General features: G+C 53.3%; 12 protein-coding genes and 1 tRNA gene. All 13 read right to left on the bottom strand.

The features are described from left to right. Positions 1 to 59: 59 nt before the first annotated feature. On the bottom strand, positions 60 to 551 hold the full coding sequence (locus TREPR_RS01110) for a hypothetical protein (protein WP_015706424.1): 492 nt from the start codon (positions 549 to 551) through the stop codon (positions 60 to 62). A gap of 575 nt (positions 552 to 1126) precedes the next feature. Next, a complete protein-coding gene (gene mtnP, locus TREPR_RS01105) occupies positions 1127 to 1873 on the bottom strand; it encodes an S-methyl-5'-thioadenosine phosphorylase (RefSeq protein ID WP_015706422.1) in 747 nt (248 codons plus the stop codon). 42 nt (positions 1874 to 1915) lie between these two features. After that, complete coding sequence (locus tag TREPR_RS01100) at positions 1916 to 2533, bottom strand: class II aldolase/adducin family protein (protein WP_015706421.1); 618 nt, start codon at positions 2531 to 2533, stop codon at positions 1916 to 1918. Further along, complete coding sequence (gene mtnA / locus TREPR_RS01095) at positions 2526 to 3644, bottom strand: S-methyl-5-thioribose-1-phosphate isomerase (protein WP_041611340.1); 1119 nt, start codon at positions 3642 to 3644, stop codon at positions 2526 to 2528. Before mtnA ends, TREPR_RS01100 begins: the two co-directional genes overlap by 8 nt. Positions 3645 to 3852: 208 nt before the next feature. Continuing rightward, a tRNA-Arg gene (locus tag TREPR_RS01090) sits at positions 3853 to 3926 on the bottom strand. A gap of 131 nt (positions 3927 to 4057) precedes the next feature. Next, positions 4058 to 5482, bottom strand: a complete 1425-nt coding sequence (locus TREPR_RS01085; protein WP_015706419.1) for a DUF5723 family protein — start codon at positions 5480 to 5482, stop codon at positions 4058 to 4060. Positions 5483 to 5494: 12 nt separating this feature from the next. Then, complete coding sequence (locus tag TREPR_RS01080; protein ID WP_015706418.1) at positions 5495 to 7195, bottom strand: hypothetical protein; 1701 nt, start codon at positions 7193 to 7195, stop codon at positions 5495 to 5497. A gap of 117 nt (positions 7196 to 7312) precedes the next feature. Further along, entirely contained in the window at positions 7313 to 8503 is a 1191-nt protein-coding gene (gene dinB, locus TREPR_RS01075) for a DNA polymerase IV (protein WP_015706417.1), read from the bottom strand. 53 nt (positions 8504 to 8556) lie between these two features. Next, positions 8557 to 9906: a galactokinase gene (locus TREPR_RS01070; RefSeq protein WP_015706416.1), complete on the bottom strand. Its 1350-nt coding sequence runs from the start codon at positions 9904 to 9906 to the stop codon at positions 8557 to 8559. Between the two features lie 60 nt (positions 9907 to 9966). Then, positions 9967 to 10995 (bottom strand): hypothetical protein, encoded by a 1029-nt coding sequence (locus TREPR_RS18725; RefSeq protein WP_174269880.1) that lies wholly within the window; start codon positions 10993 to 10995, stop codon positions 9967 to 9969. 90 nt (positions 10996 to 11085) lie between these two features. Then, entirely contained in the window at positions 11086 to 12702 is a 1617-nt protein-coding gene (locus tag TREPR_RS01060; RefSeq protein ID WP_015706414.1) for a hypothetical protein, read from the bottom strand. Positions 12703 to 12704: 2 nt separating this feature from the next. Further along, on the bottom strand, positions 12705 to 14642 hold the full coding sequence (locus TREPR_RS01055) for a tetratricopeptide repeat protein (RefSeq protein ID WP_245534763.1): 1938 nt from the start codon (positions 14640 to 14642) through the stop codon (positions 12705 to 12707). Between the two features lie 44 nt (positions 14643 to 14686). Further along, a complete protein-coding gene (locus TREPR_RS01050; protein ID WP_015706412.1) occupies positions 14687 to 15523 on the bottom strand; it encodes a hypothetical protein in 837 nt (278 codons plus the stop codon). Between the last annotated feature and the right edge of the window lie 11 nt (positions 15524 to 15534).

Below are 15534 nucleotides of genomic sequence, written 5' to 3'. Positions count from 1 at the left end.
TTTTCACCGCGCTGATAAGCCGTTTACCCCTGTCTACCCAGCATCTACTGAACACCCTTTTATCCCGCCAGCACCTTGGGATTAAACTTGATCCAAACATCGTACAACTTTTGCTCTGGCACAAACCGTGAAAAGCAGGCAAAGGATAGCCCGTTCATAACATCACTGTAAAATTGTTTATATTTGCGCCACAGGTTGGCATAATCAGGGGGTAATTCCGGACGGTCAGTAAAGTCCAGGGGCCGTACCGTTACATATCCATCATCGGTAAGTTTCTGAATAAAGTTGGTGATGGGTAGAATGTTTACCTTTATCTCCTCACAGCGCTCAAGAAACAAGGCATGGCTGGAACGCCGGTCAATTGGGGTCGAGTCGTAGACGAACATAATCGGCTTATTTTTTTCCTCAAAATAAAAGGTAAAGGGCATGCCTTGGGAGAACTCCCCAGTAAAAGCATGAAAATAGGGTTCCACAGGACTATGCAGAACCCTGCCGTCATCCGCCGCCACGATTTGATTGATAATATTCTTCTTAAATAAATCCAAAAACATGCCTTTTACCCCCTCCGATCCCCCCATTTATAAAGATCGATACCGGATACTGTTTGTGTTATCGCCAGGGCAAATTTACTCCTAGTGTACAGTACACCTCTTGTACCCGTTTTTTTTCTTGTATTACCGCAGATAATTCCCCGTGCGCCGTAACAGCATCGGGAACTTAATCCGGTTGCTGTTCCGACTCCTTAAAGCCGATACCCCTTCGCATGGATGGAAAGGGCATATAAAAAAGCCAATAACCCATTATGGGAACTGGCGCATTTTGAGAAATTACAATATCAGATAATTGAGCTAATTCTTTGCTATATAAACAATTATATTTCGTGGGGGGGGGGGGGGGGGGGGTAACAGATAACAAGTACTTTCGTACTAGATAGAGATTTATTGGTGTTTTATATGTCTCCCTACGTAAATGCACCCTTACCACTCCCATTTTAGAATAAAATTATGGGTAAACATAGCAGTCTTTTATAAAACATGTCAAGCATTCAACCGCTACTTTGTTCATTTTATGAACAACTTTTTATCCGTGGGAAGACGAGTCGGGACTAAACCAGGGACCCTCTCCACTATATCTGCGGAATAATCCCGGTCAGCAGAGTCGTTACCTTTTCTGCGTTTTCCGCAAAAACCTTTGAAATGGCCTCCCAGCTTACCGGCTCCTCGTCGGTTCTCCATGAATCGTAGTCGGTGCTCATGGCCACTGCGGCGTAGGGTATGCCGATCTCATTTGCCAGAATGGTTTCGGTGGAGATGGACATGTTGATGATGTCCGCCCCCAGGGTGCGGAACATGTGGGATTCAGAACGGGTAGAAAACCGGGGGCCTTCGATGGTCACCACGGTTCCTTTTTCATGGAAACGGTAGTTTTGCTTTTTACACTGGGCTATCAGGATAGACCGGAGCCGGCTGTCGTAGGGATCCGCCATGGGGGTATGCACGGGATTATGGGGCTCAAAAGACTCGTGAAAGGTCATCTTCCGCTGTTTGGTAAAGTCGATAAACTGATCAATGATAACCAGATCCCCCCGGCCTATTTCTTCCCGCAGGGACCCTACGGCGGTGGTAGCTACAATGTGGGTACATCCCACCGCTTTAAGGGCCGCAATGTTCGCCCGGTAATTTACCTGGGTGGGTGGTATGGTATGCTCCCGCCCGTGGCGGCCCAGGAGCACCACCTCTGTGCCTCCAATGGTCCCGTGCTTCAAAGGCGACGAGGGTTCTCCATAGGGGGTAGTAAGCTTCTCGTCCCGAGGATTGGAAAAAATGTCCGGGTTATCCAGGCCGCTGCCGCCGATTATACCGATTACTGCCATAATTTTGCTCCTTATTCCCTTATGTGATAATTTCCAAAAACTTCAGTTTTTAGCGTCTAGCTTATATTTAGTGCAAAGCTCCAATACCAGATCAAGGGCTTTATCAATACCGGGCCCCCAGGCGATGACCCCCTCGTCATGGCCCGCCATGACAATGACCCCGCTGGGTTTTCCCAACCGGGCAACACAGTCACTGATCGCCAGGGCTATTTCCGGCGTTCCATAAGCTGCACCCGCCGGAGTGGAAGGGTACCCATCCCGGAGCATTCCGTCAAAGATTTTCCGGCTGTGGATGTGCAATACCGAGACGGCGCCGGGAAAGGCCCGGTAAACAGCGCCATGGGTCATGGATTCCGAGGATGCCTGAACCGGCCCTTTGGTAGTAACGGTGTTTTTTTCAATGTCAAAAGAACTGACCCAGGAATACTCGTTGATTGTAAGGACCCGTTTTTCTCCGGTAGCAGTTCCGCTGATTAAAAAATCATTCTCCCCGAGGCGCACACTAACATTACCATAACCCGGTCCGCCGGGATATTCTCCCACCAAGCCGAGATCGTGGAGCCGGGTACGGGCTTCATTAAGCTGCGCCCAGAGAGGGCTTTCAGTCGCCCCAGCAGGAGTGTGAATCGCCCTATACTTAACATACCCATCCTTAACCATTGGCCGCCCTTTCCGGGTACAGGGAAAGTATGCCCCGTTCCGAAGCCTCACAGACACCACGCTCGCTTATCAGGGCACGAATGTACCGGCCAGGGGTTACGTCAAAGCCCCAGTTCCGGGCCGGAGTGGCGTCCGGGCAAATTTGCACCGTTTCTATAATGCCCCCTGAGGTTTTTCCGCTGACATATCGCACTTCCGCAGCATCCCGCTCTTCAATGGGAATCTCCCGGAGACCGTCCCGCATGGTAAAATCAAAGGTTGACGAAGGCAGGGCCACATAAAAGGGAACCCCGTTTTCTTTGGCCGCCACCGCCTTAAGGTAGGTACCGATTTTATTCGCCGCATCCCCGCAGCGGGTCACCCGGTCCGCCCCGGTGATCACCATATCTACCATGCCGTGCTGCATCAGGTGGCCCCCGGCGTTATCCGGGATAAGGTCGTGGCTTACCCCGTGCTGGGCCAGTTCCCAGGCAGTCAGACTCGCGCCCTGGTTCCGGGGGCGGGTCTCGTCAACCCAGACATGGACCTTGATACCCCGGTCAAAGGCTGTATAAACCGGGGACAGGGCGGAACCGTAATCCACAAAGGCCAGCCACCCTGCATTGCAGTGGGTCAGTATATTGACGGTTTCGCCCTTCTTCTTTTCCGCTATGCCGGCTATGATTTCCGCTCCGTGAAGGCCGATGTTCCGGCAGTACTCCGCATCCTGGTCGGCGATTTCCCCGGCGAGACTGCGGGCTTCCACCCGTTTCTGTTCCATATCACCGGAAGGGCCGGTAAGTTTTGCCAGCATGGCATCCACTGCCCAGGCCAGGTTGCTTGCAGTGGGACGGGTGGCCTTCAATATCTGGGCTGAGGCAAGCAGGTCACGCTCAAAGGCGGAGTCGGAGGCTTCCAGGGCCGCTAAGTACATGCCATAAGCTGCCGCAGCCCCGATAAGCCCGGCGCCCCGGACATACATGTCCTTGATTGCCCGGCGGACATCTTCGACCCTATGTAAATCCAAAATTTCAAATTTATGGGGCAGAACAAGCTGGTTGATTATTTGTACAACCCGCTTATCCTCTTCCTTGAGCCAGATGGTACGATAATGCTTTCCGTTTACGTTCATAAAACGCGACACGCGGGACTCGCCTTCCGGGGTTCGGCGTCCTGCCTCACCCCTCCAGGCCGGGGAGTTCGCTGCCGGCGGCATCCTGCCGCCTTTTCCTCCCTTTCGGTCGGCGCTCACTCCCTTCGAGTCCCCCCCTATACTTGTTAGTGTGGAGAAAATTGCGATGCAATTTTCTCCAACGCAATTTGGCGATGCCAAATTGCGACGCGACACGCGGGACTCGAACCCACCACCTACGGCTTAGAAGGCCGTTGCTCTATCCGGATGAGCTAGTGTCGCAAATACGGGGCTTATATTACCATAGAAGCGGAACTTTTCCTACTGTTTCCTGAACGAATAAAAAACCCAGGCGCCTGTCCTGGGTTTTCATTATGCAAAGGCTCTAGCCAGTCCCTGTTCGGGCGGCTCTGTCAGAACCCGACTTTCATTCCAAGCGTAACGCCTAATCCGCTTGCCTGGTAACTCTTCAAATAATCCTGGGATTTCAATACCCCTTCAAGGTCCAGTTCAAAGGCATGCAGGTTAAGGGCAAAGCCCAGCTTATGCCTCCAATACCCTTCCTCAATACCGGTATTCAGGTGGACGAAAAAGATACGGGCCAGATTCAACTGAAGCTCTATAGCGCCGTTAAAATACGTTTCCTCACTGGGGTTTATTGCGGTAAACCCAATATTCGGTTTAATGGTCAGCAAATCCCTTCGTAGGGGCCGGTAAAGAACATAAAAATCGACCCGCAGGGGGCGCAGCACTATCTTATTGGCATCGGTAAAGCTTGAAGTATCCGGGTCGATATCTCCTATATCGGGAAAGTCGCTTAAAAGATTGGTTGTCTCCGGTATGATGTCGTTACTGAAAGTAAGTGTCTGTCCATTGGACAGGGTGGCGGGAACAAAGGGAATATGACTTATCGTAGTCCCCACATCGATAATGGGGAAGAGGGCGTATTCACCGCTGAGAGAAATGTCCGCGCCGCCTAGGTCTTTAAGTTCAAAGGGATCCAGGGAAAAGGGCATATAGACCGCCATATCGCCGCTGACAGCCACCCTTAAACTGGGATCAGCTTGTAAGACATAGCTAAGGCTGGATTTGGGAATATATACCAAAGGAAGATACCAAGCCGGGGCAACACCGACCCGCAGCTTTTTGTCCAGGAAGGTCCCGTACCATTTTAACCCCGCTTCCGCAAAAGTGGCGCCGGATACCGAAAAATTACCGGACTGGTTGTGGTTATCCCAATTCCCCTTAGATAAGAGTTCGAATAAGTCTTTGGGCAGATTGATGTCAAAGCGGCTGTCGCTATTAATAAATTCCCCAAGCCCCCATGCGCCTTTTCCGATATTAACATTGATGAAAGTATGGAAGTCAAAATCAAAGCCAAAATCAACCCCCCGGTCTTGTATCTGATCACTCCAGGTATTCAAGTTTATGACGATATTCTTTTTGAAAATATCACCGGTTCCGATAAGGCTATTCCCAAACCCGCCGGTAAAATCATACCCAAACTCAACACCCCGGAGAGGTTCATTATGCCGGGTGGTTGCCGGTTTATTGAAATAATCCAGCACCTGACCGCCGAATTTGGCCAGAGCAGATTGATTCTTTTCCTGAACCGGTTCATCCTGGGCAAATTCAGTCTCCGCCTCCAGAGCTGAAGCTTCAGCCTCCGCCGCAGCTTTAGCGGCTATTTCTTCCAACTGAGAGTATTCCGACTGGGAATCATCTAGAACAATCCCGGTATCTTCACTTTCCGCCACAACTTCTTCAAGCGGCGCTTCCTGAGCGTACAGTCCCCAGGCCAATGACGATATAATAAAAAATAATGTTAATTTCTTCATTTTCGCCGCTCCTTAAAATTTCTGGCTTATGTTCAGGTCGGTCCTGGCTTGTAAGGCTAGGTTAAAATCAAATTTGGGATCAGCGTCGCTTGCTACCCGTTTTACCGTTAGGTTAGGATCTGAGCTTTTCACAAGAAGCAAAAACCCGGGATTAAACGGAATGGCCAAGTCGCTCGGAGTAAACGTTATTATTTGAAAATTACCATCATTTAATGGTATTACTTCGGCTTTTTTGTGATCAGGATCTTTTGTTTTGACAGCCAGGATTAGGCCATCAATTACGTCATTTTGGACTTGGTTAATTATTATTTTCGCTTCTTTTAATGACTCAAACAAATTATCCTCGCCCTCCTCCCTGTTAAGCATATCATCATTACTGTCCGGATCAGGAAGGGCAGACAGGTTCAGCGGATAATAGCTTATTAAATTTTCAGTTTTAGGATCAGGAAAGTTATAGTTAACTCCTGCCGGGGCTGGTGGAACAGTGAAGTCCAGGGGAAGGACTATGACCAGGTCAATTTTGATTGGGTCTTTTGGCGTACCATCATTATCCATTGTCATCTGAACAATCTTAATTTCATACTTCAGGGTAACATCACCTTTGGCATTAAATACATCTTCAAGGGGAAAAGAAAATTCAACCGGGGGAATAGCTCCCGAATAGATTTTTTTCTCCGGAACGTCCGAATTAAGCTCAAGCTTATGTGATTGCTTTATTTCCTTTAATGGTATGAGTGTTTCAGTCTTTTTCGATGTTCCTAAAATTTCCGCCTTGAGCTCTATTGTAGCATTAGCATTGTCCAAACCACTCACATATAAATATCCGGGTACGTTTTTAAATTCAACACCCCCTAGAAATTCTGTAAGGTCGCTAAATTTAAGACCGGTGAATTCACCCTTTTGAGTACCCTCATCGCCGACTTCCCCGGGGTTTACTACCGCCCTTTTCCACTGCAGGTCAACATCAATAGAAAATGTTCCGGTTTTTGTCGATGCACCAACAAATTGCGTATCTATCTTTATTGGATCTGTTTTATCCTTCGGGCTATACTCCGTAACAGGAACCTCGGCGTCAAATACCAGGATATATTTTCCATCAACTGGATCCTTATCCGGCCTCCCAAACTTATAATCACCTGCCGTACTGATTCCCAGATTTTTTACCCGCAGCTTAATCGTTTTTTCAAGGCTCTTAACCAAGTCCGGTGCTCCGTCTTTGTCTTTTAGAATAATCTTGGAAATTTTACCGCCAGGAATGTCATTTATATCAATAGTTTCTACCCAACTGGCCATATCCTTCATTTCCAACGGGATGGAAACAGGCTCCGGCACAATACCGGCTTGATAAACAGTAAAGTCAAGGTCTGTATTCAGTTCTTTCAAATATTCCGAAAAATCTAAATCCTGATTCGCAATCGGAAATTGTATCAAATAGGTCTGCGTATTATTAATATCAATGGTTGCACCGTTAAATAGGAAATCTGAGGCCGTATATTGATAAATATCGCTGTCAGAACCGCTATTCCCCATCTGCTCCGCTATGCCTTCCGGGCTCAGATACTCTTTTACAAGATTGTCTGAGCCAAAGGGGCTGCCCAGATTGATATACAACCCTGGTTGTCCCTTAATATCCACAGACTCGGGAATCTCGCAATTAGTCATTACACCAAAGCATAGTATTCCGATAAGAATAATATACAATTTATTACGCATCTAAAACCTCCTAAACTTAGACAATGTTAATTACAATAATAGCATGGCCCTAGAAATAAGACAATACTATATCCCAACATAATAGCAAACCACTGTTTAGCCGGTTTAGCTAAGGGTTCATTCATCCGCGGGCTTCGATGCCCGCTCCATAAGGGAGCGGCCCTTTCGTAAGGCGGCGCCGGGAAACTTTTTGTTGATTTCCAGGATGTACTTCTCCAGGGCCTGCTCTTTTTCATTCCCTGTGTCAAACAGTTCCCTCTGGAGGGGGGTGTGGTCGGTTTCCAGGTTTGAAAGCCCGGCGCCGATGAGCCTTACCCCCCGACCGTCTTGGCGTTTCCGACGGAACAGGGCTGAAAGGTGGTCAAACAGCTCATTTATGGTAGAAACCGGACGTGGCAGGGTTTCCTGGGCGCTTTCGGTGGAAAAGTCCTCGTAGCGGATTTTGATAAAAATGGTACGACTCTGCCAGTTGAGGTCCAGAAGGCGGAACATGAGGGTTTCGCAAATTTCAAAAAGGGTGGTTTCAATCGTAAATTCGTCGTACAGGTCGTAGGGGAAGGTCCGTTCGGCGCTCATGGAATGGGTCCCCCGCTCATCCTCAAAGGCTGCCGCTGCCTGGCCCCGGACCGCCCGGTGCAAAAAAAGCCCAAAGGCGGCGCCGAACTGGGACTTGAGCTGGTCCAGGCTCAGCCTGAGTATATCATCGCAGGTTTTAAGCCCCCGCTTTTTAAACTGCTCCTGGGTCTTGCTCCCGGCGCCCCAGATTTTGGACACCGGGAGGGCGGACATAAAGCGTTCCTCCTCCCCGGGCGCGACAATGGAGACCCCATCCGGTTTCGACAAGCCCGAGGCGATCTTGGCGACGTACTTGTTGGAGGCAAGCCCCAGGGAAACGGTCAGCCCGGTCCTGCTGCGGACCGCCTCTTTCAGTTTTTTTGCCATAAGACCAGGGGGGCCGAACAGTTTTTCTGTGCCTGTAATATCCAGAAAGGCCTCATCGATGGAAATCTGCTTGACATCCGGAGTAAAATCAGAAAAAACAGCCATGACTTCATCGGATTTTTCCCGGTAGCGTTTCATGTTGCCCCGCAGGTAGATTCCCTGGGGGCAGAGTTTGTAGGCCTGGGCTACGGGCATGGCGGAGTGGACACCGAATTTCCGCGCTTCGTAGGAGGCGGTGGACACCACGCTGCGACGGTCCCCGGGAAGGCCACCCACGATGACGGGCTTGCCGCAGTATTCGGGATGGTCAAGCTGTTCCACCGAGGCGTAAAAGGCGTCAAGGTCTGCGTGGATGAAGTAGGTCATAGGCTTTCTGTATTTCCCCCTGAATCACGCGCAGTCCCGGTTGAGGCGCAAGCTCAGAAATATAGCTCCGCAGCGCCCACAGGGCGTATCCGCAGTACCGTTACCGAACCTTCGCCGAAGATCCCCTCCATTACGGCCTTATAGGCGCCCAGGCGGTCCAGGGGGATATAGCTCTGGATGGTTCCGGCAAAGCCGCCTCCATGGACCCGGCATGCGCCAATGGAAGCGCTTTCCGCCAGAAAATCCCGGGTCACTGCCAGGGCTACAGAAACCCCCTGGACTGCGGGATTTTTCGGGGAGTAGACATTTTGCAGCAGTTCCCAGGAGGAGTCCCCGGACTGGTTGACCAGGTCCAAGTAAGCGGCGAAGGCAGCCTGTTTTTCAGGCCCGGAGCTTGAGACCGCTTTTTCCAGGGCGGCCAGCATGGCATCTACCTTGCGGTTTTCGTTGAAGTAGTGGAAGGCCCGGAGCAGGGCCCGGTCACCGGCGGCCTTCCGTATTTCCGGGGCATGAGCCAGGACTTCCCGGGGATCCACTTCCCGCAGCACCTGTTTGCCGAAAAAGGCAGCCACCGCCTTCATCTCCCCGGGGATAGCCGCATAATCCGGGGTCAGGTCCGCGTGGCTCCCCCGAGTATCGGTCACTGCCAGGGCGTAGCCCAGGGATTCCAGGTCGAAGTTTACCCCTTTGACCTTAGGCTTGGCGGGGTCCTCAAAGTCGATGGCCACCGCTCCCCCTGAGGCACAGGCGGTCTGGTCCATAAGCCCTGAGGGTTTCCCAAAGTAGCTGTTCTCCGCAATCTGTCCTATCTGGGCAATTTCCAGGGAAGCGCGTTTCCCCCCGCCGTAGAGATTGTCGAAGATACGCCCAAAGAGGACTTCTACGGCAGCGGAGGATGAAAGCCCCGAACCGGGAAGCACCGTGGAAGCGGCGTTTGCGGTGAAGCCCCCCACCGCCGTTCCCCGCCGGGTCAATTCTGCGGCAATGCCCCGGACCAGGGCCTCGGTGGTCCCCTTTTCTTCCGGCCTGGGGCTGAGGTCAGTCAAATCCACCTGCACATCCGGGAAACCCCCGGAGCGGAAAAGCACCCTTTTGTCACTCCTGGGGGCGACTATGGCAACAGCATCCATCTGGATGGAGGCGGCGAATACCTTGCCCCGGTTATGGTCTGTATGGTTGCCCCCCAGCTCAGTGCGGCCCGCGGCGGTAAAAACCCGGAGCCCGTCCTTAGTTTCGGGAAAATCCGCCTCTGGAAACCCCTGGGGTGCGTCATCCAGTATCCCCTTGATAAGGGATGCGTAACGGCACTGTGCGGTTTCCGCCGTGCCGGGCCCGTAGAGTCCCTCAAAAATACCCCTAGCCTTGGCAGCTTGAATCGCTTCAAGCAGTTCTCTTCCGGTCATAAAAAAGCCCCCATTACCGTCATTATAACGGAATGGGGGCAAAAATTGTAATATGGAAGCTTACATGCCCAGAAGCGCTTCCAGGTCCAGCTCCTCATCTTCATCCGCAGGCTCCGGGACCGGTGCAACTGACGCCGGAGTCCGGGGCGGTGCTGGGGCCGGGGCGGACACCGCAGTAGGCGGTCGGGGGGGCCTATTTGAGGCATTCTGATTCTCCGGAGTGCGCCTGGCCGACTGAGCTGCCGGGACAGGTTCCGCTACAGGGGCAGTTTCCACCACCGGAGTCTGTACCGCAGCCGGCACTTGCTCGGGAAGCATTTCCGGCGCCGGTTCTGAAACCGGTTCCTGGAGGTATGAGGGGAGCTCGGCGTCTTCCATTAGGTATGAGGGAAGCTCAGTGGATTCCGCCGGCGCTTCCCGGGGGCCCAAATAACGGCCTCTGAGTTCCTTAGTTCTTGGTTGGGTATTTGAAATCTCATCAACCCTTACATACAGGTAAGGAATTTCGCTGCTGAGGCTTAACTTGTAGGACTCTTCGCCATAATCGGTAAATTCCCCGTATACCCGGTCTTCCCGGAATGCCAGGTAGAAACGGTTATCCGCGGGATTTTCCCGGAAGGTCAGGGTATGGGCATCGTTATCGTCAAAACAGATTTTCAGTGCCCGGGGCGCCCCCATAGGGCGTGTTGCCCAATCGGGTATCAGAACCCCGCCGGTATCCTTGGGTATGATTATCTTTTCCTGGGCATTGGTTTCCTGAATTATCCCTTCCCCGCCAGGGTATATTTCTATGTCGTATTGCAGACCCTTGCCATGTTCCAGGGTGATTGGGGCTGAAATATAATACTGGAGATCCCCCATTTCGTAGGTGCTTTTGTTTATCAGATCCAGAATCTCCCGGGTTATGGGCCGGATCGGAATCTCCGGTGGCGGAGGAGGCGCAGGCTGGGCTATCCGAACCGGCGGCGGATCCCTCCGGGGGGCCGGCGCCGGTGCAGGCTCCGGTTCCGGCGGTGTAGCACAACCGGCTATGAAGCCGGCCAAGAGAATCCCTAAAGTTACTAATACGGCTGTTCGTTTGTACGTCATCTGAATCCCCTGAATTCCTATAATCCCATTAGATTATCGGAGAATATGAAGCGCAATTTAAGCTAAATATGGGGCCAGGGGGAAATTGAATTAATTTTTGGGAAGGCTTTTAACCTTAGCCAGGGACGCCTCAAATGCGGCGTTTATGGCTGCCGCATCGGGGAGCAGGATGTTGTGGCTGCCCGCGCCGGGGACATTTACCGGGGGGTAGAGGCTCCATGCCTCTTTTAGGGGGAAAATCTCCCTTTCACCGGCGGCGTTTTGCCATTCCCGGGACCCTACGCGCCAGGCCTGGGAAAAGCCCGATCCGGGGATGGTTATCTCCAGGGGGACCCAGGCCCGGCCTTCATAGGAGATCAGATCCGGGGCAAAGGAGGATAGCCGGCCTTCGTCTTCGCTCAGCCCCGAATCAAAGGCCATGTAGATATGGCCGGGGATAGTGATGAAGGCGGTGTCTATGCCCTGGACCTCCATGAGGGAACAGAAGAGGATCGAAAGATCATCACAATCCCCCCCGTGGTAGAACAGGGTTTCAAAGGGATAGTTCAGGCTGTCTAGTTGCCCCGCATCGTCGGAAAGCTCAGCGTAGGAACTTGCAGGATCGATGATGTAGTAGATGCCGTAGAGGTTCAGGGCCTCAAAAAGCCCCAGGGCGTACTGGATGTTCCGGTTGTAATCCCCCTGCATACGGCTTTCCACCAGGGAGCCTACGTGCCGGGAAAAGAGCAGCGCAATCGGGTCCCGGGGGGAGACAAAACTCGCCGCCCGCCGGTCATCGTCCCAGGTCATGGCGTTCCGGTGGTAGATGGGGAGCTGGACCGGAATAGCCGCCTCCTTCAAACTCCCCAGGCTCTGGTAATTGATGAGGATCCGGGCATTGGCGCTGATGTTTTCCGTAAGGTCCAGCATTGTCTCATTGAACAAGGCGGTAACCGTGATGTCCGCAGACTCCCCCGGGGCAAGTCGGGGAATATCCGCCGCTATCGTGGGCTGGGACATATACCGTTCCAGAAAAAAACTTACCCTGGCATTGCTAATCGAATTCGGCTCAAGGTTAGTAATTCTCATGTTTATCACAGGGTTGTTTTCGTACCAGGCATAGGATACGGGGAAGACCATGTTCCGCATGATCTGTTCCCCCTGTATCCGGGTCCGCTTCCGGGTAATTTCAAAAAGGTTGAAGGAAACCCCCAGGCCCAGGTTGATGGAATCCAGGAATGGGTCCGGCTGATAGAGGTAGCTGGTATAGCCGGCAAATGCTGTAAGGGAGATCAAGGGGGAGATGTGAAAGGATGCTGAAAGGTTTCCCCCCAGGCGCAGCCTGAAATCGCTGTATTCCCGCCATTGGAACTGGTAGAGCCCCACCTGTCCCCGCAGTCCCAGGCTGAGCCGGTCCAGGAGCCGCCAACGGAGCAGGGGACCCAGACTGCCTTCAATAAGGGTGACCGCATCTTCGGCGTTGGTGGGGATGCTGGAAAACCCCGCCTGGCCGGAGATCCCCAGGAAGGGCAGGAAGCTCCAGTCCAGGGCGATGGACGCCGCAAGGCCCGGCTGGAAGAGCCCCCGGCTGTCCAGGGGCAGACTGGTTCCGGGGACCAGGTGGAAATCCAGCCGGCTGTCCTCCCGGGGCCGGGATCCTTCTTCAGCCAAAAGGGGGAAGACCGGGAGTACCAACAGCAACACTATTGTAAGGGGTCTGGTTTTCATCGCTAATCTGCCGCCATCTGATCCAGCATCCGTTTTGCGGCGGCATTATCCGGGGCAAGGCTTAAAGCCTGGCGGAACCAGCGCTCCGCCAGGGCAGTATCATTATCCAGTATCGCCATATTGCCCAGGTTCAGCATGGACGAGACATAGTTCATATCCGCCCCCTGCTGATAGGCAGTCCGGGCCTCCCTCTGCATCCCCGCCCTGGTATAGAGGAGACCCAACTGGTTATACAGGGCGCCTGTGGCCCCGCTGCGCAGGCTGGCATTAAGGGCTTCGATTTTGGGAAGAATCTCTGCGCTGATATAGCGGCCCAATACGGCTTCCGCCTCCCGGATAGTCGCCGTCTCCACCGGCGGGGTAAACCGGACCTGTTGGGGCGGAAGGTTTACCGGGGGATAGGAAGGCCAGGCATTTTCCAGAATGATGATATCCACCCATTCGCCATTACTAAAGGCCCTGGTAAGTTGGTCCGCTGCCGCAGTCCAACTGTCGAAAAATCCGTTATTAAAGTACGAAAAGGACAGAGGGAGCCATACCTCATCGTTGATGATGAGCAGTTTATCTGTGCCATTGAAAAGGGAAGCTGCCTGGGCTGAGGAAATCCCCAGGGAAAGGGCGGTGATAAAATCATTATTCATAGGGATAAGGGCAGCCCGGATTCCCGCAGATTCCAGAAGCGCCGCATAGAGCAAGCCTAAATCATCCACATCGCCGCCCCGGAACGCCAGGGTCTGGAGGGGAAATTGTATCGAATCAATCGAATCTTTCTGAATCGGAGAATCCGTTCCGGTATGGTACCCGGCGTAGGGGGTTGCCGGGTTGAGAGAAAGCCGGACACCCGCTTCCCGAAGCCCCTCAAAAAAATAAATACCGAACTGCATTTTTGGATTCAGGGCGGTCTGTTGGTGAACCCGGGCTATGCCGGATAAATAACGGGACAGCTCCAGAATTTCCGGGCTAGTGGGGGACACAAAGGCTGCCAACGCGCCCGGGTCCACCCAGCGGAAACTGTTCCGATTGTTAACCCGGACGCTTATTCCGGTAAGGGCGCTCCGTTCTGCGCCCAGGAGCTCGTAGCGAACCACCACTTCCCCCAGGATACGGCCGTTTTCGGTCATGTTCAGCAGTTCCGGGGAAAAGTCCGCCAGGAGGGGCAGCTCCATTGTGCGGCCCCGGGGTATCTGGGCCAGGGTACCGCACAGAAACTCTGATGAACTGTAGCCCTGGGCGCGGAAACTTACCCGGACATTGCGCAGTTCCGCCGATTCGTGGTTGGTAATCCGCAGAGTTCCCCCGGCGTTCTGTTGGTAAAGGGAAAGGAAGAGGGGGAAAATGGGTTCATCCTGGATCAGCGTTGCGTCCGCTCCGCCGCCGGAGCCGGTCCCCAGATTTATCTGGAGGGTAATGCCCAGATAAATCCCGGAGTTCATGGTCCCGCCGTATTTGTCGTTGTAGTAACGGTAACCGGCGCTGAGGGAACTGATAAGCCTTGGGGTAATACGGAAACCCGCTTCGCCCCCGGCCCGCAGCCACCAGGAGCCGGAGGTGGCATCCTGAAAATAGCCCTGGTAATAGCCGCCGGCCCCTTCGCCCCGGACCATCAGCCGGGAAAGGGGAAAGAAGTGTATCCCCGCCCCGGCCCCCAGGGAATAGAGCCGGAGATCCTCGCCTTCCCCGCTGGACAGGGGGCTTGAATTGATCCCCGCTTCGGCGTCCAGGGTAAAGCCAAGCCCCAGGGAGCTGGGGAAAAGCCGGGATAAATCCACATCGAAAAGAAACTCCCCGCCGCCCCCGAAACTATAATCGGCTGCGCCATCCCCCAGGGGGAAAAACCCCAAACCCCGGCCCCGGAGACTCAGGTCCAGGGCGGAAAGATTCCCCAGGATTCCCAGGAAGGTCAGGACTAAGCAGATTTTTTTAAGGGACCTTCTTTTCATATCCGCCATAACTCCATTCACTCTAGTATATTTAAGGGGCCGCATTAATCAGCCCGATCATGCACCCCGTAATTCAGGGTCACCGGTTTTAGCAAGGGAATCCGGTACGTTTCCCCATCGATTGTGTGGATCGATTGAATATCCGCACCCAAGGTTACAGTAACATTACAGTTACCGGGCAAAGGGTTATCAGGCAAGGGTGTCAGCACAAGAAAGCTGTCATTTTCGCCTAACGCAGCGCTGAAACGATCCGTCAGATCCACATCGGCCCCCTGTCCATAGGACAGTTTTCCTGTGATACTGATGTTTGTAAAATTAGGCTTCCCTGTCTCCTCCAGTATGAGTGAGTCCGGGGCCAGGGGACCGGCAAAGTAGATCCGGACAGGATAATTGAGCGCCACCCTGAGGGAGCCGCCCTGGGGAAGGTTGGTGGTATCCACCCTAGGCCGGGCCAGGGTCAAGGGCTGGACGGTGAAGCTATTCCCGGTCCCCTGAATGGACAGCCAGGTTTCCGCTGCCGCCGGGTTCTCGAATACCGCCTGATCAGCGGCCAGGAGTACGCCCCCCTGAAAAGCCTGCCACCGGATAAACTGATACTCGTCATTAACCGTAAAGCGTACCGCAAAGGGGACCTTTTGCTTCGCCTGGGCCGGCCCTGCGGGGTTGGTCCGCCCCTCGGCGTTGGCCCGGACCCCCACGATGACCCCAATATCCGGCGCCGTGGCCTGCCACACGGCGTCCTCTATCTTGGTGAGTACATTCTCCTCGGGCTCCCCGAAAAGGGTATCACAGCCGGACAGCAGGGCAAGGCCCATGAGGGCAATGCCCGCAAGTCCCAGGCCGGGGAGAGTAGTTTTATGACTGAAAAAATGCCGCATCATCCGCGCCTTCC

Origin of the sequence: Treponema primitia ZAS-2, from assembly GCF_000214375.1 — a bacterium.
Classification (GTDB): Bacteria; Spirochaetota; Spirochaetia; order Treponematales; family Breznakiellaceae; genus Termitinema; species Termitinema primitia.
The sequence above is the reverse complement of the archived record's forward strand: the minus strand, read 5'-3'. Positions and strand labels throughout refer to the sequence as shown.

What these genes read in the sequence shown, in the direction of transcription:
- TREPR_RS01110 (WP_015706424.1), bottom strand. Translation starts at nt 551, where the DNA reads ATGTTTTTGGATTTATTTAAGAAGAATATTATCAATCAAATCGTGGCG.
- mtnP (WP_015706422.1), bottom strand. Translation starts at nt 1,873, where the DNA reads ATGGCAGTAATCGGTATAATCGGCGGCAGCGGCCTGGATAACCCGGAC.
- TREPR_RS01100 (WP_015706421.1), bottom strand. Translation starts at nt 2,533, where the DNA reads ATGGTTAAGGATGGGTATGTTAAGTATAGGGCGATTCACACTCCTGCT.
- mtnA (WP_041611340.1), bottom strand. Translation starts at nt 3,644, where the DNA reads ATGAACGTAAACGGAAAGCATTATCGTACCATCTGGCTCAAGGAAGAG.
- TREPR_RS01085 (WP_015706419.1), bottom strand. Translation starts at nt 5,482, where the DNA reads ATGAAGAAATTAACATTATTTTTTATTATATCGTCATTGGCCTGGGGA.
- TREPR_RS01080 (WP_015706418.1), bottom strand. Translation starts at nt 7,195, where the DNA reads ATGCGTAATAAATTGTATATTATTCTTATCGGAATACTATGCTTTGGT.
- dinB (WP_015706417.1), bottom strand. Translation starts at nt 8,503, where the DNA reads ATGACCTACTTCATCCACGCAGACCTTGACGCCTTTTACGCCTCGGTG.
- TREPR_RS01070 (WP_015706416.1), bottom strand. Translation starts at nt 9,906, where the DNA reads ATGACCGGAAGAGAACTGCTTGAAGCGATTCAAGCTGCCAAGGCTAGG.
- TREPR_RS18725 (WP_174269880.1), bottom strand. Translation starts at nt 10,995, where the DNA reads ATGACGTACAAACGAACAGCCGTATTAGTAACTTTAGGGATTCTCTTG.
- TREPR_RS01060 (WP_015706414.1), bottom strand. Translation starts at nt 12,702, where the DNA reads ATGAAAACCAGACCCCTTACAATAGTGTTGCTGTTGGTACTCCCGGTC.
- TREPR_RS01055 (WP_245534763.1), bottom strand. Translation starts at nt 14,642, where the DNA reads ATGAAAAGAAGGTCCCTTAAAAAAATCTGCTTAGTCCTGACCTTCCTG.
- TREPR_RS01050 (WP_015706412.1), bottom strand. Translation starts at nt 15,523, where the DNA reads ATGATGCGGCATTTTTTCAGTCATAAAACTACTCTCCCCGGCCTGGGA.